Origin of the sequence: Pseudomonas maioricensis (genome assembly GCF_022790535.1) — a bacterium.
Lineage (GTDB): Bacteria > Pseudomonadota > Gammaproteobacteria > Pseudomonadales > Pseudomonadaceae > Aquipseudomonas > Aquipseudomonas maioricensis.
On record NZ_LOHG01000006.1, the window covers coordinates 202,529 to 220,890 of the forward strand.

Genomic DNA, 18,362 nt, shown 5'->3' on the forward strand with positions numbered 1-18,362 from the left:
TCGCCGTTGGTAGCTTGTTCCAGCCCCACTCAAAAGCCGACGCCGTCCCTTTACAGGCAACCAGCTATGGAACCCGGGCCATCATAAAAAGTTCCCGGAGTTCGATCGCAGGTGTGAGACCAATACCCTTACTGCGCGGGAAATCAGTTGCAGTATTACAAGATCTGCGACCAACCTGACGGGTAACGGTATGCATTCAGACACGGACTGGAGCACAATCCGGGCCCTTCATGGTTTCACATTGCCATAAAGGCGCGGCTATTGTGCCGCTAGCCCCTTACTTATACTAGTGGCCGCAGCATGCGGAATTCATAGATGAGCCAACATTTTCAACACGACGTATTAGTGATTGGCAGTGGCGCGGCAGGATTGAGCCTCGCACTGACGCTGCCAGCACATTTGCGGATTGCTGTTTTGAGTAAAGGGGAGCTGGCCAATGGCTCCACATTCTGGGCTCAAGGCGGCGTCGCGGCGGTACTGGATGAAAGCGACACGGTGCAATCACACGTCGAAGATACGCTGAATGCAGGCGGCGGACTGTGCAACGAAGACGCCGTACGTTTCACGGTCGAACACAGTCGCGAAGCAATCCAGTGGCTGATTGACCAAGGCGTGCCGTTTACCCGCGACGATCCGCCAGGCGCCGAGGATGGCGGCTTTGAATACCATTTGACCCGAGAAGGCGGCCACAGCCATCGACGCATCATCCATGCGGCAGATGCCACCGGCGCAGCTATTTTCACCACCCTGCTCGCACAGGCCAGGTTACGGCCCAATATTGAACTGCTGGAACAACGGGTCGCAATTGACCTGATTACCGAGCCCAGACTCGGCCTCGACGGACAACGCTGCCTGGGAGCCTACGTGCTCAATCGCAGCAGCGGCGAAGTGGATACCTATGGTGCACGCTTCACAGTCCTGGCTTGCGGCGGCGCAGCCAAAGTCTATCTCTACACCAGTAACCCGGATGGCGCCTGCGGTGATGGCATCGCCATGGCTTGGCGCTCAGGTTGTCGAGTCGCCAATCTGGAATTCAACCAGTTCCACCCTACGTGCCTGTACCACCCTCAAGCCAAAAGCTTTCTGGTGACCGAGGCGCTGCGCGGCGAAGGGGCCTACCTCAAACTGCCGAACGGCGAACGCTTCATGCAGCGCTTCGACACTCGCGCAGAGCTGGCTCCGCGCGACATCGTCGCCCGTGCCATCGACCATGAAATGAAGCGCCTGGGTATTGATTGCGTCTACCTGGACATCAGCCACAAACCTGAAGCCTTCATCAAGAGCCACTTTCCCACGGTCTACGAACGCTGCCTGGAGTTTTCCATCGACATCACCCGCCAGCCGATCCCGGTGGTCCCGGCAGCGCATTACACCTGCGGTGGCGTAGTGGTTGATAAACACGGACGTACCGACGTGCCCGGACTGTATGCCATTGGCGAAACCAGCTGCACAGGCCTGCATGGGGCGAACCGTATGGCCAGCAACTCCCTGCTGGAATGTTTTGTTTATGCCCGCTCAGCGGCTGCGGACATTCTCCAGCGACTGCCGCAAACGCCCGAGACCGCCGCCTTGCCAAGCTGGGATGCCAGCCAGGTGACTGACTCCGATGAAGACGTGATCATCGCCCACAACTGGGATGAGCTCAGACGCTTCATGTGGGATTACGTGGGAATCGTGCGTACCAACAAGCGCCTGCAGCGCGCCCGGCACCGGGTACGGCTGCTGCTTGACGAGATCGATGAGTTCTACAGCAACTACAAGGTCAGTAGAGACCTGATCGAGCTGAGGAACCTTGCTCAAGTAGCAGAACTGATGATCAGTTCCGCCATGGAGCGCAAGGAGTCTCGCGGCCTGCATTACACGCTGGACTATCCCCGGATGCTGCCCGAAGCGCTCGACACTATTCTGGTGCCGCCCACCTACGTCGGCTGAACTTCAAGCGAAGACGCAGGCGCCGGTGGGCGTCCTGCGCCATGGCATCGCAGGGAATACAAATACTGCGTACCCCATGCCTTCTATCAGACCCTTTACCCGCAAGACGAAAGCGCAGCACGACGAACAGCGGCAGTGCCATGCTGTCCCGGCACAGTTGCGCAGGCTGCCAGCCATCACGTTGACTCCACAACTGCCAGCCCTCGGCATTGCGTCGCAGCCCCGTCAGGGCGGTGGGGCTTGAAAGCAAAATCGAACCCGGTATGACCCAAAAGCCATGCGCCATGCAAAGGACGAGGCCCAGCAAAAATGCCCAGCCAGGGATCGCAAGCATACAAAGGGCTATCAACGACAGAAAGCAGGCAACCCCGTACGCCACCAGCAGCCCACGGGAGGCATGCCAACGGCACTCAAAATGATCACTTGGGCTGAACACGATCCAGAATCATGCGAACCATGCGCTGTAACTCTGCGTCTTCAGATTCGGCACGCTGCATAAACCAGCCGAACATGTCCTGATCTTCACAGGTCAGGAGGCGGCGATACAGATCGCGGTCTACGTCATTGAGCGAGGGGTAGACTTCCCGGACAAACGGTACCAACAGCACATCCAGTTCAAGCATGCCGCGGCGGCTGTGCCAGTAAAGGCGGTTGAGTTCGACGTCTTCGACCATGGAGCGCTCCTCAAAATAGGCGGCGAGTATACAGCCGCGAGGCGCATCAGCGAACCGCACAATAGTCGCAGTAGTTTTCATGTACCCATTATCCGGACTCGGCACTATCATGTGGCCCAGACTTTTTCCCGTTGCGATGACTCATGGCCGACTCAGCTTTTTACTGCCCGCTTTCCCATGAAGGTGTTCTCGCCGTCCGCGGCGTCGATGCCAGCAAATTCCTGCAGGGCCAATTGACCTGCAATCTCGATTACCTGAACGAAGCCAGGGCCAGCCTTGGCGCCCGTTGCACGCAAAAGGGCCGCATGCAATCGAGCTTCCGTATTCTTCTTGAAGGCGACGGCTGCGTGCTGGCGATGGCCAGCGAGCTGATCGAAGCACAGCTGGCCGACCTAAAGAAATACGCCGTGTTTTCCAAGTCGAAACTGACCGATGAAAGCGCCTCCTGGGTGCGTTTCGGCCTGCACAATGGAGACGGAGCCCTGGTAAACCTGGGCCTCGATCTCCCACAAGACACCGATGCGGTTGTCCGCGCCAACGACCTGATTGCGGTCAGGGTCTCTCCCGCCCGGGCTGAATTGTGGGTCCGTTCAGAGCATGCCGATGAAACTCAATCGCGTCTGGCTGCACAGTTGAGCGAAGGCACACTCAACGATTGGCAGTTAGGTCAGATTCGCGCTGGTATTGGCCAGGTGTTCGGCACCACGCGCGAAGAATTCATCCCACAGATGATCAACCTGCAAGCCGTCGGCGGTGTCAGCTTCAAGAAAGGCTGCTACACAGGCCAGGAAATCGTGGCCCGCATGCAGTATCTCGGCAAACTCAAACGTCGCCTCTATCGCCTGACACTGGCTGATCAAGAGCTTCCCGAGCCGGGTGCAGCCTTGTTTTCCCCGGTACACGCCAGCGCCGTCGGCAACGTGGTTCTGGCGGCAAAGGCTGGGCACGGCTTTGAGTTACTGGCAGTACTTCAGGCCGATGCAGTGGAAAATGGCCAGATTCAACTTGGCTCACCCGAGGGGCCAGGCCTGCAACTGGCTGACTTGCCCTACACGCTGGACAGCAAACTCGAAACACAGCGCTGATCCAGGCGAACACCTTCACGCTGGAAATGTCTGCATATCTGTCCCGCCTCGTCACGCCCTGGGTGTGCCGAGGTGCGGGACTACCCAAACGCCCACGAGATGCGACATGAGCAAGATGGCTGAAGAGGTGCAAAGGAACTTGATCAAGGCAATCGATAGAGATGCCTTGTTCTTGCCTACCCTCCCGGAAGTAGCATTAAAGATTCGCCTTGCAGCCGAAAACACCGAAATCAGCGTTGCCGAGCTGAGTCGCGTTATCGGCAGCGATACCGCGCTTTCAGCACGCTTGATCAAGGTGGTGAACAGCCCGCTGCTGCGCCCCAACTTTGAGGTCAGCGACGTCAATACGGCGATCACCCGCCTGGGCGTCAACTACACCTGCAATCTAGCCATCGGGCTGGTGGTGGAACAGATGTTCCATGCCAAATCCGAAGTCGTAGAAAGCAAATTACGCGAAATATGGAAACAAAGCCTGCAAGTCGCTGGCATCAGCTATGCACTCAGCTACCGGCGCTCGGAGCTCAAACCGGACAAGGCGACCCTCGCCGGGCTTATCCATCTGATTGGTGTGCTGCCGATCCTGACCTACGCCGAAGATCACTTCGAGCTGCTATCGGATCCGGTCAGCCTCAACCATGTCATTGAGGCCATCCACCCGGTCATCGGCGAACGCTTGTTGCGCTCCTGGGACTTTCCCGAACCGTTGGCGAGCGTGCCAAAAAGTTTTCAAGACTTCACTCGCGTATCGAAATCGGCGGATTACATCGACCTGGTACAGATCGCGACTGTGCACATCTACCAGGGCACCGGGCATCCGTATAGCCAGATCGATATGAGCAGCCTCCCGGCATTCCACCAGTTGGGCCTGGACATGAGCGGCGGCCATTTGGGGGCCGAAATGGATGAAGCCAAGATGATGCTCTATTAGGGAGCAATTCGCACAATGGACGTGAACCCTGCAAGAGCGAATTCATTCGCGAAGAGGCCGGTACATTTCATAGAAATCTAACGGCCTTGATACTGCATTCGCGAATGAATTCACTCCCACACAGATCGCACATGCATTAAGGCCTACTGCGCTGCGATAAAACTCACCCGCACCTTCAACCCACCCGCAACACCATCGTGAAGGCTGATCTGCGCCAGATGTGCGCGGCATATTTCACCGACTATCGCCAACCCCAGGCCCGATCCCTTGCCTTGCTGACGACTGCGATAGAAGCGCTCGAATACCCTGTTGCGCTCTGCCTCAGGGATGCCCGGACCATCATCCTCAACCTCGAGAACACCCGGCGCACTGACGCGCAGGATTACGTTGCCGCCTGATGGGGTGTGCGCCAGCGCGTTATCGATAAGGTTGCTCAACAGCTCATTGAGCAATGTAGGCTCGCCCTGAAGCCAGACCGGCTCATCCGCTTCGAGCGCAAGAGAGACGCCGTGGGCATGCGCCAGCGGAGCCATCGCCATACCCAGCTCGCGGGCCAACTGACTCAGGTCCAGAGTCTGCGCCCCACCCTCGGCAATGGCCCGCGCACCGTTTTCAATACGGGCCAACGACAACAACTGGTTAGCCAGATGGGTTAGCCGATCAGTCCCCTGCGCCGCAGCCTCAAGCGTCGTGCGCCAATGAGCAGGCTCGGGATCTCGCAACCCCAATTCGACCCGGGCCTTGAGTGCTGCCAGTGGCGTGCGCAACTCATGAGCCGCATCGGCAATAAACTGTGCTTGCCGCTCGAATTGCTGCCGAAGACGCTCGGTGAAGTGATTCAGCGCGTTAACCAACGGGTGCAACTCATGCTGAACCTCGACCAGAGGCAAAGCTCGCAAATCATCCGGTTGCCGCGCTTCCACTTCGGCGCGCAAGCGCTCCAGCGGGCGCAATGCCGCGCTGACGGTAAACCACACCAGCAACAACGCCCCCGCGCCCAGCATGCCCAATCGCAGCAAGGTATCAGCCATCAGGCTGCGCGCCATGCTGACCCGAGCCTCTTCAGTCTCGGCGACGCGGATCTCCGCCATGCCATTCATATTCGGCTCGCTGACCGGCTTGAGCAGGCTCACCACCCGCACCGATTGCCCTTGATAGCGCGCAGTATAAAAGCTGGCCAGCGCCGGGTAGTCATCCGTGCGCAACGTACCGGGAGGCGGCGGCGGCAGGTTTTCGTAGCCGGAAATCAACTTTCGGTTGATGTCATTGACTTGGTAATAGATACGGCCTGCACTGTCGTAAGCGAAGGTGTCCAGCGCGATGTAAGGCACATCGGCGCTCAAGGTTCCATCACGCTGGGAGACACCCGCAGCAATGGTCCGGGCCGAAGCCAACAAGGTTCGGTCGTATGCGATGTCAGCAGCTTCCCGACCATTCCAGTAAGCGCTGAGACCGCTTGCCAGCATCAACACCGTGAGCAATACACCCAGATTCCACAGTAACCGCCAACGCAGGCTGTTATGGCTGTTCATCACGGCTTTCCAGCAAATAGCCCAGACCGCGGAACGTCACGATCGCTACAGGATGCCCATCGAGCTTCTTGCGCAGTCGATGCACATAGATTTCGATAGCGTCAGCGCTGGCCTCTTCATCCAGACCAAACACCTGCGAGGCCACTTGCTCCTTACTCATCACCCTGCCCGGCCGTGCAATCAATGCCTCCAGCACCGCCTGCTCCCTGGAGGTCAGGGTCAACAGTTCGTCGCCCAAGGTGAATCGCCGGGTGTCCAGATCGTAGGCCAGCACCCCACAACGCTGCTGCCGCTCGCCGCCCAGCACGCTACGTCGCAACAGCGCCTTGACTCGCGCCTCCAGCTCCGAAAGCTCGAAAGGTTTAGCCAAATAGTCATCAGCCCCAAGATTGAGGCCATGAACGCGGTCCTTCACATCACTGCGCGCGGTCAGCATCAGCACAGGCAGGTTCTTGCCCCGCCCACGCAGCCGTGCGAGCACTTCAAAGCCATCCATGCGCGGCAAACCGACATCCAGGATGACGGCAGCATATTCCTCGCTGCTCAATGCCAGATCAGCAGCAACACCATCGTGCAATACATCGACGGTCAACCCGGCCCCCTTCAAGGCCTGGGCGACGCTTTCGGCTAATTGCAGATGATCTTCAACGAGAAGAACACGCATCGACTTCTCCTGATAGCGTGGCTTTTATGGAGCCCGGAGTTTACAGGCGCGCCAGAGGCTGTGAAGCACTGAAACAAATCTAAACTCAATTTAGGTTGCCATTGAAAGGTAACTGAAAGGTTTATGAAAGCTTCGCTGTTTAGCATCACGCAACTGCCGCTTTAGCGGACGTCAAGAAAAGCGCCAAGACGATGCGCTTTCACAATAAGAACAAGAACGGAGTCGACCATGACACAGCCAATGTCCAGGGCACCCTCGCCCGCCTGCAGAACCGATTTCCACGCTTTCAATTGCACGCATTCCTTTGCGTACACATCCCCGTTTGCTTTCGATATTCATTCACTGCGATGAAGCCTGTCCGGGCTAGCCTGTTTGTGGCCGCTCGTAAAACGAATCGAACACAGTTCTACACCCAAAAACAAAAATCTGGAGACTGACCATGACTTTATCCTTGCGTCGTGTCGCGCTGGCTGCGGGCTGCATGATGTTTGCCACGCAACTGTTTGCGGCGGACGAACCCAAGCGCCCTGAATGTATCGCCCCGGCTTCGCCAGGTGGCGGCTTCGACCTGACCTGCAAACTGGTCCAGAGCGCGCTGATCAACGAAAAAATCCTGACCAAGCCGATGCGTGTGACTTACATGCCCGGCGGCGTTGGCGCAGTGGCTTACAACGCAGTGGTCGCCCAGCGTCCTGCCGACGCCGGCACACTGGTTGCCTGGTCCAGTGGTTCGCTGCTGAACCTGGCGCAAGGCAAGTTCGGCCGTTTCGATGAGAGCGCAGTGCGTTGGCTTGCCGCGGTGGGCACCAGCTACGGCGCCATCGCAGTAAAAAATGATTCGCCTTACAAAACCCTCGACGACCTGGTCAAGGCACTCAAAGCCGATCCAAGCAAAGTCGTGATCGGTTCGGGCGGCACTGTAGGCAGCCAGGACTGGATGCAGACTGCGCTGATCGCCAAAGCAGCGGGCATCAACCCGCGAGACTTGCGTTATGTGGCACTCGAAGGCGGTGGTGAAATCGCAACCGCATTGCTCGGCGGCCATATCCAGGTGGGCAGTACTGACATCTCCGACTCCATGCCTCACATCCTGAGCGGCGACATGCGTCTGCTGGCGGTGTTCTCCGAGAACCGCCTGGACGAGCCGGAAATGAAGAATATTCCGACTGCCAAAGAACAAGGCTACGACATCGTCTGGCCAGTGGTCCGCGGCTTCTACCTCGGGCCAAAAGTCACCGACGCCGAATACGACTGGTGGAAAGCCGCGTTCGACAAGCTGCTGGCCTCGGAAGACTTCGCCAAGCTGCGTGACCAGCGTGAACTGTTCCCGTTCGCCATGACCGGCGCAGAACTGGACACCTACGTGAAGAAACAGGTTGCTGACTACAAGACCCTGGCCAAGGAATTCGGCCTGATTCAGTGATCGATTGACTGACTAGTGGTTGCGGCTGCCTGCGCGGCAGCGCAACCCGGGAGTTTTCACCATGGTGATCCAACGTATTTTCGCCGCCGTGCTACTGCTGGCCTGTGCTGGCCTGGCAATAATGGCCTGGCCTTATCAGGCGCCGTTTTCGTACGAGCCGGTTGGCCCCCGGGCGTTCCCCCTGCTGATGCTCGGACTGATGAGCCTGGCTTTGGTTTACATGCTGTTCCGCCCGGCGCCCATTGTTCACACCGAAGAAGAGCCAGCGCTGGACCGTGAAACCATTATCAAGATCGTCGCATGCGTCGCCTTGCTGCTGATCTTCGCAGGGACTTTCGAGCCGCTGGGTTTCATCCTCAGCAGCATTCTGATCGGTATCCCTATGGCACGCCTGTATGGCGGCCGCTGGTTGCCGAGTGTGATGGTGGTGATTCTGATGAGCGTCGGCCTTTACCTGCTTTTCGATAAAGCCATGGACGTTCCGTTGCCCCTGGGCCTGCTCGACGTTCTGGAGAACTAATCAATGGATACTTTCAGCTACCTGGGCCAGGGCTTCGGCGTTGCATTGACCCCGTATAACCTCGTTACTGCATTGTGCGGAACGTTGATCGGCACTGTCGTCGGGCTATTGCCCGGCCTGGGCCCGATCAACGGTGTCGCGTTGTTGATCCCGATTGCCTTTGCACTGGGCCTGCCGCCCGAGTCCGCGCTGATTCTATTGGCAGCGGTTTATCTGGGCTGCGAATACGGCGGTCGGATCAGTTCGATCCTGCTGAACATCCCGGGTGAAGCATCGACCGTCATGACCACCCTCGACGGCTACCCGATGGCCCGCCAGGGTCTGGCAGGCGTCGCTTTGTCGCTGTCGGCATGGAGCTCGTTCATTGGCGCCTTTATCGCTACGTGCGGCATGGTGCTATTCGCTCCGCTGCTGGCGAAATGGGCGATAGCCTTCGGACCGGCGGAATATTTCGTGCTGATGGTATTTGCCATTGTCTGCCTGGGTGGCATGGCAGGTGATCGTCCCGTCAAAACGTTTATTGCCGCTTTGATCGGTTTGTTCCTGTCGGCAGTGGGTATCGACGCCAACAGCGGTGTCTATCGCTTTACCGGCGACAATATCCACCTTACTGACGGCATCCAGTTTGTGGTGTTGGTACTCGGTCTGTTCTCCATCAGCGAGATTCTGTTGCTGCTGGAAAAAACCCACCGTGGTCAGGAAGCGGTAAAAGCCACCGGCCGTATGATGTTCAACCTCAAGGAAGCGGGCGCAGTGTTCGTGGTCAACATCCGTTGCGGCTTACTGGGCTTCATCATGGGCGTATTGCCAGGTGCCGGAGCAACGCTGGCCAGTGCCGTGGCGTACATGACCGAAAAGCGTATGGCGGGTGCCTCCGGTAAATTCGGTCAGGGCGACATGCGCGGTCTGGCAGCACCGGAAACCGCGATTGGCGCTTCGGCTTGCGGCGCGTTGGTGCCAATGCTGACGCTGGGCGTACCGGGTTCGGGTACCACTGCCGTGATGATCGGCGCGCTGTCGCTGTACAACATCACTCCAGGTCCGATGCTGTTCCAACAGCAGCCAGACATCGTCTGGGGCTTGATCGCTTCGTTGTTCATCGCCAACGTGATGCTGGTGATCCTCAACATCCCGATGATCCGCATCTTCACCCGCATCCTCAACGTGCCGAACTGGGCACTGGTGCCGGTAATCGCAATCATCACCGGGATTGGTGTCTATGCCGTCCACGCGACCACTTTCGACCTGTTCCTGATGGTCGGCATTGGTATCTTCGGTTACATCCTGCGCAAGCTGGACTTCCCGCTGTCGCCGATCCTGCTGGGCTTCATTCTGGGCGGTTTGATGGAGCAGAACCTGCGTCGTGCGCTGTCGATTTCCAACGGCGCGATGGAGATTCTGTGGTCCAGCCCGATCACCATCGGCGTCTGGGTGCTGACCATTTTCATGCTGCTGTTCCCGATCATTCGTATCTGGCGCAAGCGCTCCGCCCAACGCAGTGCTGTGACCGGTGTCTGATCGACCTTTCAAAAGCTGGTGGGCAACACCGCTGGTCGGTCTGGCTGGCGGCTACCTCGCCAGCCAGGTCGGCTGGCCTCTTCCCTGGATGGTCGGCTCGCTATTGGCGATCATCCTTGTTCGCTGCCTGACGCCTTGGCCCCTGGCGGAAATACCCGGCGGCCGCAAATGCGGCCAATGGATTGTTGGCATCGGTATTGGCCTGCACTTCACCCCGGTGGTGATCGAGCAGGTCACAGCGCATTTCGGGCTGATTTTTCTCGCCGCACTGATCACCAGTATTTCCAGTGTGGTGGGTGTGTGGCTCATGCTTCGCACCGGAGAAGACCGCGCAACGGCGTTTTTCTCGAGCATGCCCGGAGGCTCGGGGGAAATGGTCAACCTCGGAGCACGCAATGGAGCCACTCTCAGTAGCGTCGCCGCCGGGCAAAGCCTGCGGGTACTGATGGTGGTGCTTTGCGTTCCAGCGATCTTCAAATACCTGATGGGGGAAGGCACGCCGATTGTTCACGCCGGGAGCGTTAACTGGCTGTGGCTGGCGGTATTGTTCCCACTGGGTGCAGCGGTGGCCTGGCTCTGGCAACGGTTGAAGCAGCCGAATCCCTGGTTGTTCGGGCCGTTATTGGTCAGCGCAGTGATCAGCGTCAGCTTCGATCTGCATATCGGCCTACCGGAAGGCAGCAGCCAGATCGGTCAGTGGCTGATCGGTAGCGGTCTGGGTTGCCACTTCAACCGTCAGTTCTTTCGCCGTGCACCGTCTTTCATGATCAGGACCCTGCTCGGCACTGCGCTGACCATGTCCATCGCCGCCCTCGCCGCTTTGGTACTGAGCACTGCAACTCATCTGGACCTGCGTTCGCTGACCTTAGGCATGATGCCCGGCGGCATCGCTGAAATGAGCCTGACAGCCGAAGTACTGCAACTCTCAGTGCCATTAGTGACTGCGATGCAGGTGATGAGGCTGTTATTTGTGCTGTTTTTGGCGGAGCCGATTTTTCGGTATTGGAATCGTCAAAAAACCCTATAGGCACGCAATACCTCGCGCAGTGGAGTTTGTTACCATCCAGCCATTCGCACGAGGTGACGCATGCACATTCAGAAACTACAGATCGAAAATCTTCGCTCCTTCAAAAAGGCCGAGATCGAATTCAATCTGCCCGATACCCGGGACATGCAGTTTCCGAACGTCAATGTTTTGCTCGGCGACAATGGCTTGGGTAAAACCAGCGTTTTACGTGCTGTCGCGCTGGCTGTTCTAGGGCCCTTGCTGAGCGGATCCTCCGGTTTTGTGCCCGAGGGGCTGGTCAGAAAACGCCCTCCCGCTCCTCGTAAAAACCTCCTGGATTTAAACAAGTATCAGACGTCGGTTAGCGCCAGTCTTCTCTCGACTGCGGAAGAAAAGGCATCGAAGAAGTCCACCCTGTCGATGGCTGATAGTTTCACCATGCATACCGAAGTTCGTCTTCGCGGCCTGACCGAACAGTTGCGATGGTCGATGAATCCTGAGGGCGATCAGGAAATCGCTGAAAGCATGCAATTCGACGAACAAAGTCCGGCCTTTTTCATTGTCGGCTACGGGGCTACACGTCGTGTGGAAGCCTCAAGCCGGGTGGACGAAAGCGCCAGAATTAAATCAAGGCTGCGCCGCTATCAACGTGTAGCGGGCTTGTTCGAAGATCACCTGACACTCATGCCGCTTTCGTACTGGTTGCCAGCATTTGAGGACGAGAACAAAGGGCGATACACGCAAGTTATTCATCTCATCAACGATCTGCTTCCGACCTCCTGCCGTATTCAGGAAACGGCCAGCACAACCTCTCGCGGACGTGAACACCTCTTCGAAATGAACGGAATCGTTCTTCCGTTCGGTGCGCTATCAGACGGCTTCAAGGCTTACATCGGCTGGATAGGCGACATGCTGTTTCACGTATGCCAAGGCGTTGCATCCGGGCAAAAGCTCAAGCAGACACGCGGTATCGTGATGGTCGACGAGATCGACCTGCATCTCCACCCGGAGTGGCAGCGTACGGTAGTCCCGGTGCTGGCAAATGCATTGCCGAACATTCAGTTTATTTTCACCACACACAGTCCATTAGTGGTGGGATCCCTGACATCGCAGAATCTATTCGTCCTTGCTCTGGAAGATGACGCTACGGTGATCAAACGCCTGCCTGAGAAAGTCCAGGGCAAGAGCGCCGAACAGATACTGTTGTCGCCCTACTTCGGCCTTGAAAGCACCCGTGCAGCATCAACGGCGGCACAACTTAATGAGCTGGCTCGCAATGCAGTCACGGGTAATACCGACGCTGCACTGGAGTATCTGTCAGTGATGTCCAAAGGCCTTAACCTCACAACGTCATCGAAAAAAACATCTGCAAAACCAAAGGCCGTAAAAGCATCTGCACTTAAACGCGCGGTGAAAAAAACGTCAGGACCCAAGCCGTGATTCGCTATCCCATCTCCGAAGCGGAGCTGGTTACACGTATAAACAAGCAAAGCAAGAACTGGATCAAGCGTGCGAAAGAAAGGACTCAGGCTTACATAGAAGCCGACCGCTACACCGACCAGAGCGAATTCTGGGGGCAGATAAAGCAGGTCTATATCGACCTTCAGCACGAAAAGTGCGCCTATTGTGAAACCAAGCTCCAGGGCGCTGTGCTCGCGAGTAAGGTTCATGAAGTCGAGCACTACAGACCCAAGTCAAGCATCAAAGCCTGGCCTAACAAAAAGGTCGAATACTGGAAAGACTTCAATCCTGACTGGGCGACTGGCAAGGCTAGCGCCAAAGGCTATTACCGGCTTGCCTATCATCACCTCAACTACGCCATTGCCTGCACGCGCTGTAACTCGACACTGAAGTCCAATTATTTTCCGGTTCGTGGCCCCAGAGACTTTGAAAGCGCAAGCCCGACTACCATGCAAGGCGAATCCGCGTTGCTGTTATATCCAGTGTCATCGGTCGATACCGATGATCCAGAACACATCATCACGTTTGATGGCGTGCTGGCTGTTCCCGTAAACAAGCACGGTCCGGCTTATGAACGGGCAATGACCAACATAGAATTTTTTCAGCTAAACCATCAAGACCTGACCAGCCGCCGCGCCGAATGTATCCGCGACGTATGGATTGCGCTAACCATGGCAGACAGCATGCCAGCGCACAGGGCAATGGCTGAAAAGGCTATCAGCTCGTTGTGCAGTCCGCAGAGCCAATTCAGTTCATGCGTGAACGCCTACCGCCAGCTTTTCCAGAGTGACCGTGAAAAAGCCGACGAAATGGCAAAGTTAATCATTCAGGCACTACCAGCGTAAGCCCTCAATCCTGCGGCAATCGCCACTCAATCGGCTCCATGCCATTCTGTTCCAGGTACTTGTTCGCCCTGCTGAAATGCCCACACCCCAGAAAGCCTTTATAGGCCGACAGCGGCGACGGATGCACCGATGTCAGCACAAGGTGTTTGGTGGCATCCACCAGTTTCTGTTTGCTCTGCGCATGGGCGCCCCACAGCATGAACACCAGATGCGGCTGCTGGGCGCTGACCGTTTCAATCACCTTGTCAGTGAAATGTTGCCAGCCTTTGCCTGCGTGGGAAGCTGCATTGGCGCGCTCCACGGTCAGCGTAGTGTTAAGCATCAATACTCCTTGATCGGCCCAGGATTGCAAGTGGCCGTGGCGAGGGATATCAATGTTCAGGTCGCGCTTTAACTCTTTATAGATATTGACCAGCGAAGGGGGTGCAGGCACGCCCGGCTGGACCGAAAAGCACAAACCGTGAGCCTGACCCGGGCCGTGATACGGATCCTGGCCAAGAATGACCACCTTTACCTTGTCCAGCGGCGTCGAATTCAATGCATTGAAGATCAGCGGCCCGGGCGGATAGATTTCCTTGCCTGCCGCGTGCTCCTGACGCAGGAATTCACGCAGTTGGCCCATGTAAGGCTTTTCGAATTCCTCACGCAGCGCCTGCTTCCAGCTAGGGTCAAGTTTGATACGGTCGTCGCTTGTCATGGTCACACCCTGAAATCAATGCGCGGACACTAGGAAAGCTGGCCGCCAATGTCAAATCAGCTCGTCGCGCCCGGCCTTTTCCTACACTGCACCTCATGCAACTTAACCCGACGCAGGGCAATCACACCTGTGTTGGATACATGCATTGCCCTCGAGAGGTCACGATGAATCTGCAATTTGAAGAACTCCCGGCTCAGGATGGCGCACGCATTGGCATTGCCAGTCTGGACGCTGAGCAATCGTTGAACGCATTGTCATTGCCCATGATCCTTGCCCTTCAAGAGCGGCTCGATGCCTGGGCCAGCGATGAAAAAATCGTCTGTGTTCTGCTGCGCGGCAATGGCGCAAAAGCGTTCTGTGCCGGGGGCGACGTCCGCTCGCTGGTTGATCAGTGTCGTGAACATCCCGGCGAAGTCCCGCCGCTGGCTGCGAGCTTCTTCGCCGCTGAGTATCGCCTCGACTACAGCTTGCACACCTATCCAAAACCACTGATCTGCTGGGGTCACGGCTACGTGCTCGGTGGCGGCATGGGCCTGCTGCAAGGAGCGAGCACGCGCATTGTGACGCCCAGCAGTCGGCTGGCCATGCCGGAAATCAGCATCGGCCTGTTTCCAGATGTCGGCGCCAGCTGGTTCCTGTCACGTCTGCCCGGCAAGCTCGGCCTGTTCCTCGGGCTGACCGGTGCTCATATCAATGCTCATGACGCGCTTGACCTGGATCTGGCAGATCGCTTCATGCTTGATGAGCAACAGGAAGATTTGATCGAAGGCCTGCAGCAATTGAACTGGCAGGAGCAAACCTCCATCCAGCTCAATAGCCTGCTCAAGGCCCTGCAGCACGAAGCTCTAAGCCAGTTGCCCGAAGCACAGTGGCTACCGCGCCGGGCGCAGATCGACGAATTGCTCGACGTCGGTAACCTGCCCTGCGCGTGGAATGCCATCAGCCACTTGCAGCACAGCGATGACGCATTGCTGGCCCGCGCCGCTAAAAACCTGGCTCACGGCTGCCCGCTGACCGCGCACCTGGTCTGGGAGCAAATCCAGCGTGCCCGCCATATGTCACTGGCCGAGGTGCTGCAGATGGAATACGCAATCAGTCTGAACTGCTGCCGCCATCCGGAATTCAGCGAGGGCGTGCGTGCGCGGCTCATCGACAAGGACAACACGCCCCACTGGCACTGGCAGGACGTAGCGACGATTCCGTTGGCGGTGATTGATGCGCACTTCAGCAAGGCGTGGGAAGGACGGCATCCGCTGGCGGATTTGTCGGGTTATTGATTGCCTCCGTTTTAAAGATTAATATTCCTTACCTATAAGTAAGGAATATTAATCTTAAGGAGTAAAGCATGGCTGCTGCGAAGCTCACATCGAAAGGACAAATCACCATTCCCGCCCAAGTCAGGGCTTCTCTTGGCCTGGATACCGGAGACAGAATTGAGTTCGTGGATATTGGGGATGGCAGGTTTGCGATCATGGCCGCCACTCATTCGGTCAGAGACTTGAAAGGACTGATACGCAAGCCAATCAAACCGGTCAGTATTGAAGACATGAATCTTGCGATTGAAGCACAAGGTTCTAAAGCTAAATGATCGGCCTGGATACCAACGTTTTAGTACGTTACGTAGCCCAGGATGATGCCAGGCAATCGGCAACAGCTTCGAAACTGATCGAGTCGCTGACGGTGTCAGAACCCGGTTTTATAGCCTTGGTGTCGATTGTAGAGCTTGTGTGGGTCTTGCAATCCAGCTACCAGTCCAGCAAGTCAGAGATTGTTCTTGTACTGGAAACACTGTTGCGCACCCGAGAGTTGACAGTGGAAAACGCGGAGACCGTATGGCAAGCACTGAGGCGGTTTACTGACTCCAACGCCGACTTCGCGGATTGTCTGATTGAACGTTCAGCGCATGCTGCAGGCTGCGACCATACCGCGACGTTCGACTCAAAAGCGTCTAAAACAGCCGGGATGCATCGCCTTAGCTAAATTCAAAAAAACGGCGCCCCAATGGAGCGCCGTTTTTGATTCACCTACCGATGCCCGCCTCGACCGTCGCCACCGCGACCGCCTCGACCATCACCTCTTCCACCGCCCCTGCCGGGACCGCCGTGGCCTCTGCCATCACCATGACCATCGCCCCACGAAGGTCCGGGTCGGCCTGGACCGCCGTGATAGTCATTTCGCGGCGAATTGCGATAACCGGGGTTGCCGCGATAACGGTTATCGCCCCAACCATAGCCCGGTGGTCGGCCTGGCTGGTAGTAGCGCGGGACCGGTGGCGGCGCGTAGTAGCGTACCGGTGGGGGTGAGTAATAACGCACCGGTGGCGCAGAATAGTAGCGTGGCTGTGGCGCTACATAGATGCGCTGTTCCTGGTAGTAGTTGGAACGATAGCCATTGTCGTAGGAATAAATTTCAGTGGCGCCATAGGTAGTCGGCAAAGCCGTCACCCGGGAGGAATAGTAGCCTGAATCTGTGTAGCAACCGGCGAGACTCAGGGCCAGCAAAACGATGAGCAAGGTTCGTCGATACATGGCGGCCTCCTGGACCGCGATAGTGCACACACCAGCGACGCTGGTCGGCGTCCGTCCAACAGCGACGGACGCAAAATAAGACATTAAAAAGACCATCCAGTGCCCCGAACCGACGGGCACCTGACGAGCTGCCGCCCCATCACAGTGCGCCCGCGCACCATCGCACAGCAAAACCTGACCAGGATAAAGCCTTCAGTATCGCTGCCAGTCACGGCTGGCGGGCCTTCGCGTGACTTGGCACAACTCTCGCTTAACAAACCGTGTGCAGGAGTCAACTCAGGTTCGCGGCACCACAATTTGCAATAGCTGACTAGGGTTCCGGCTCGCTTCTGGCGAGTGGCTGGTCCGAGAGTCAGCGACCTCCAGTAGAGGTTACACGGCGGGATAAAAGCCCGGGAGACAGGACACCAGTGGTGTCGCGTTGCTCCTGATCGCCTTTCTTTCGCTACTGGAGGTAAACATGCAAAAGTCCCGTCTATCAGGTCTGCTCGCCGCAGGCCTCATCGCTGCATCGATCCTCTCCCCGGCACACGCCGCCGTTAAAAAAGAATTCAACGTTTGCTGGACCATTTATGCCGGCTGGATGCCATGGGAATACGCAGGCACTCAAGGCATCGTCGATAAATGGGCGAAGAAATACGACATCAAGATTGATGTGACCCAGCTCAACGACTACGTCGAATCCATCAACCAATACACCGCTGGCCAGTTCGATGGTTGCACCATGACCAACATGGACGCACTGACCATCCCGGCGGCGGGTGGCGTTGAAAGCACCGCGCTGGTAGTCAGTGACTTCTCCAACGGCAACGACGGCATCGTGATCAAGGGCACCGGCAAGAAAGTTGCCGACCTCAAAGGCATGGACGTCAATCTGGTAGAGCTTTCCGTCTCCCACTACCTGCTGGCCCGCGCGCTGGACAGCGTCGATCTTGCCGAAAAAGACCTGAAAGTCGTCAACACCTCCGACGCGGATATCTCTGCGGCTTTCAACACTGACGACGTGCAAGCCGTCACCACCTGGAACCCGATGCTGGCCGATATCAAGGCCAAGCCCGGCGTGACTGAAGTGTTCAACTCCAGCCAGATCCCTGGCGAGATCATGGACATGATGGTGGTCAACACCCAGACCCTGAAAGACAACCCGGCACTGGGCAAAGCCCTGACTGGCGCGTGGTTTGAAGTGGTCGCGCTGATGAACGCGAAAAACGCCCAGAGCAAAGCCGCTCTTGAGCACATGGCCAAAGCTTCCGGCACCGATCTGGCCGGCTTCCAGGCGCAACTGGACACCACCAAACTGTTTGCTACGCCCAAGGAAGCGCTTGAGTTCGCCACCAGCAAACAGCTGCCGGACACCATGCGCAAAGTCGCCAACTTCTCCTTCGAGCATGGCTTGCTGGGTGAAGGTGCCAAAGATTCCAGCGCAGTGGGCATGACGTTCGCCAACGGTGTGACCTCCGGCGACAAGGCTAACCAGAAGCTGCACTTCGACCCGAGCTATGTGCAGATGGCTGCCGACGGCAAGTTGTAATCCGCGTTCTGCTCAAAG

19 protein-coding genes and 1 riboswitch are annotated in these 18,362 nt (G+C 57.2%); of the genes, 13 read left to right on the forward strand and 6 right to left on the reverse strand.

Features of this window, described 5'->3' with window-relative positions:
• The first annotated feature begins 315 nt into the window (after window positions 1-315).
• Window positions 316-1,932 carry an L-aspartate oxidase gene (gene nadB / locus AUC61_RS11965; protein ID WP_243246281.1) on the forward strand — a complete coding sequence of 539 codons (1,617 nt, stop codon included), beginning with the start codon at window positions 316-318 and terminating at the stop codon, window positions 1,930-1,932.
• Here nadB and AUC61_RS11970 read toward each other — a convergent pair.
• Complete coding sequence (locus AUC61_RS11970; protein ID WP_243246282.1) at window positions 1,901-2,368, reverse strand: protein YgfX; 468 nt, start codon at window positions 2,366-2,368, stop codon at window positions 1,901-1,903. The genes nadB and AUC61_RS11970 overlap by 32 nt on opposite strands.
• Window positions 2,352-2,606, reverse strand: coding sequence for an FAD assembly factor SdhE (locus AUC61_RS11975; protein WP_243246284.1), 255 nt, complete (start codon window positions 2,604-2,606; stop codon window positions 2,352-2,354). The genes AUC61_RS11970 and AUC61_RS11975 overlap by 17 nt, the downstream gene beginning before the upstream one ends.
• 143 nt (window positions 2,607-2,749) lie before the next feature.
• Here AUC61_RS11975 and ygfZ point away from each other — a divergent pair, with 143 nt between their 5' ends.
• Together ygfZ and AUC61_RS11985 are read left to right on the forward strand one after the other, a co-directional pair.
• Complete coding sequence (gene ygfZ, locus AUC61_RS11980) at window positions 2,750-3,691, forward strand: CAF17-like 4Fe-4S cluster assembly/insertion protein YgfZ (RefSeq protein ID WP_243246285.1); 942 nt, start codon at window positions 2,750-2,752, stop codon at window positions 3,689-3,691.
• Between the two features lie 106 nt (window positions 3,692-3,797).
• Window positions 3,798-4,619 carry an HDOD domain-containing protein gene (locus AUC61_RS11985; protein WP_122665442.1) on the forward strand — a complete coding sequence of 274 codons (822 nt, stop codon included), beginning with the start codon at window positions 3,798-3,800 and terminating at the stop codon, window positions 4,617-4,619.
• A gap of 143 nt (window positions 4,620-4,762) precedes the next feature.
• Here the strand turns inward: AUC61_RS11985 and AUC61_RS11990 are convergent, their stop codons facing one another.
• Complete coding sequence (locus AUC61_RS11990; RefSeq protein WP_122665443.1) at window positions 4,763-6,151, reverse strand: sensor histidine kinase; 1,389 nt, start codon at window positions 6,149-6,151, stop codon at window positions 4,763-4,765.
• Complete coding sequence (locus tag AUC61_RS11995; protein WP_027899765.1) at window positions 6,138-6,815, reverse strand: response regulator; 678 nt, start codon at window positions 6,813-6,815, stop codon at window positions 6,138-6,140. Before AUC61_RS11995 ends, AUC61_RS11990 begins: the two co-directional genes overlap by 14 nt.
• Before the next feature lie 433 nt (window positions 6,816-7,248).
• Here AUC61_RS11995 and AUC61_RS12000 point away from each other — a divergent pair, with 433 nt between their 5' ends.
• The 6 genes from AUC61_RS12000 to AUC61_RS12025 all read left to right on the forward strand — a co-directional run bounded on the left by AUC61_RS12000 (window position 7,249) and on the right by AUC61_RS12025 (window position 13,588).
• On the forward strand, window positions 7,249-8,238 hold the full coding sequence (locus tag AUC61_RS12000) for a Bug family tripartite tricarboxylate transporter substrate binding protein (protein WP_243246538.1): 990 nt from the start codon (window positions 7,249-7,251) through the stop codon (window positions 8,236-8,238).
• Window positions 8,239-8,299: 61 nt separating this feature from the next.
• Complete coding sequence (locus AUC61_RS12005; protein WP_243246287.1) at window positions 8,300-8,758, forward strand: tripartite tricarboxylate transporter TctB family protein; 459 nt, start codon at window positions 8,300-8,302, stop codon at window positions 8,756-8,758.
• A 3-nt stretch (window positions 8,759-8,761) separates the two neighbouring features.
• Window positions 8,762-10,276, forward strand: a complete 1,515-nt coding sequence (locus AUC61_RS12010; RefSeq protein ID WP_243246288.1) for a tripartite tricarboxylate transporter permease — start codon at window positions 8,762-8,764, stop codon at window positions 10,274-10,276.
• Window positions 10,269-11,303, forward strand: coding sequence for an AbrB family transcriptional regulator (locus AUC61_RS12015; RefSeq protein WP_243246289.1), 1,035 nt, complete (start codon window positions 10,269-10,271; stop codon window positions 11,301-11,303). The genes AUC61_RS12010 and AUC61_RS12015 overlap by 8 nt, the downstream gene beginning before the upstream one ends.
• Before the next feature lie 60 nt (window positions 11,304-11,363).
• Window positions 11,364-12,722, forward strand: a complete 1,359-nt coding sequence (locus AUC61_RS12020; RefSeq protein WP_243246292.1) for an AAA family ATPase — start codon at window positions 11,364-11,366, stop codon at window positions 12,720-12,722.
• Window positions 12,719-13,588, forward strand: coding sequence for a hypothetical protein (locus AUC61_RS12025; RefSeq protein WP_243246293.1), 870 nt, complete (start codon window positions 12,719-12,721; stop codon window positions 13,586-13,588). Before AUC61_RS12020 ends, AUC61_RS12025 begins: the two co-directional genes overlap by 4 nt.
• Window positions 13,589-13,592: 4 nt before the next feature.
• On the opposite strand, the gene ung is transcribed toward AUC61_RS12025, so the two are convergent.
• Window positions 13,593-14,285 carry a uracil-DNA glycosylase gene (gene ung / locus AUC61_RS12030; protein ID WP_243246296.1) on the reverse strand — a complete coding sequence of 231 codons (693 nt, stop codon included), beginning with the start codon at window positions 14,283-14,285 and terminating at the stop codon, window positions 13,593-13,595.
• A 164-nt stretch (window positions 14,286-14,449) separates the two neighbouring features.
• Between ung and AUC61_RS12035 the strand changes: the two genes are divergently transcribed.
• From AUC61_RS12035 to AUC61_RS12045, 3 genes are all read left to right on the forward strand, one after another.
• Window positions 14,450-15,562: an enoyl-CoA hydratase/isomerase family protein gene (locus AUC61_RS12035; protein WP_243246297.1), complete on the forward strand. Its 1,113-nt coding sequence runs from the start codon at window positions 14,450-14,452 to the stop codon at window positions 15,560-15,562.
• Window positions 15,563-15,630: 68 nt separating this feature from the next.
• Window positions 15,631-15,873: an AbrB/MazE/SpoVT family DNA-binding domain-containing protein gene (locus AUC61_RS12040; protein ID WP_243246299.1), complete on the forward strand. Its 243-nt coding sequence runs from the start codon at window positions 15,631-15,633 to the stop codon at window positions 15,871-15,873.
• Complete coding sequence (locus tag AUC61_RS12045; RefSeq protein WP_243246300.1) at window positions 15,870-16,265, forward strand: PIN domain-containing protein; 396 nt, start codon at window positions 15,870-15,872, stop codon at window positions 16,263-16,265. Before AUC61_RS12040 ends, AUC61_RS12045 begins: the two co-directional genes overlap by 4 nt.
• Before the next feature lie 44 nt (window positions 16,266-16,309).
• On the opposite strand, the gene AUC61_RS12050 is transcribed toward AUC61_RS12045, so the two are convergent.
• Window positions 16,310-16,729, reverse strand: a complete 420-nt coding sequence (locus AUC61_RS12050) for a hypothetical protein (RefSeq protein ID WP_422765270.1) — start codon at window positions 16,727-16,729, stop codon at window positions 16,310-16,312.
• 383 nt (window positions 16,730-17,112) lie between these two features.
• Window positions 17,113-17,214, forward strand: a riboswitch (guanidine-I (ykkC/yxkD leader).
• Window positions 17,215-17,273: 59 nt separating this feature from the next.
• On the opposite strand from AUC61_RS12050, the gene AUC61_RS12055 reads away from it, so the two are divergent.
• Window positions 17,274-18,344, forward strand: coding sequence for a putative urea ABC transporter substrate-binding protein (locus tag AUC61_RS12055; protein WP_243246303.1), 1,071 nt, complete (start codon window positions 17,274-17,276; stop codon window positions 18,342-18,344).
• Window positions 18,345-18,362: the final 18 nt, after the last annotated feature.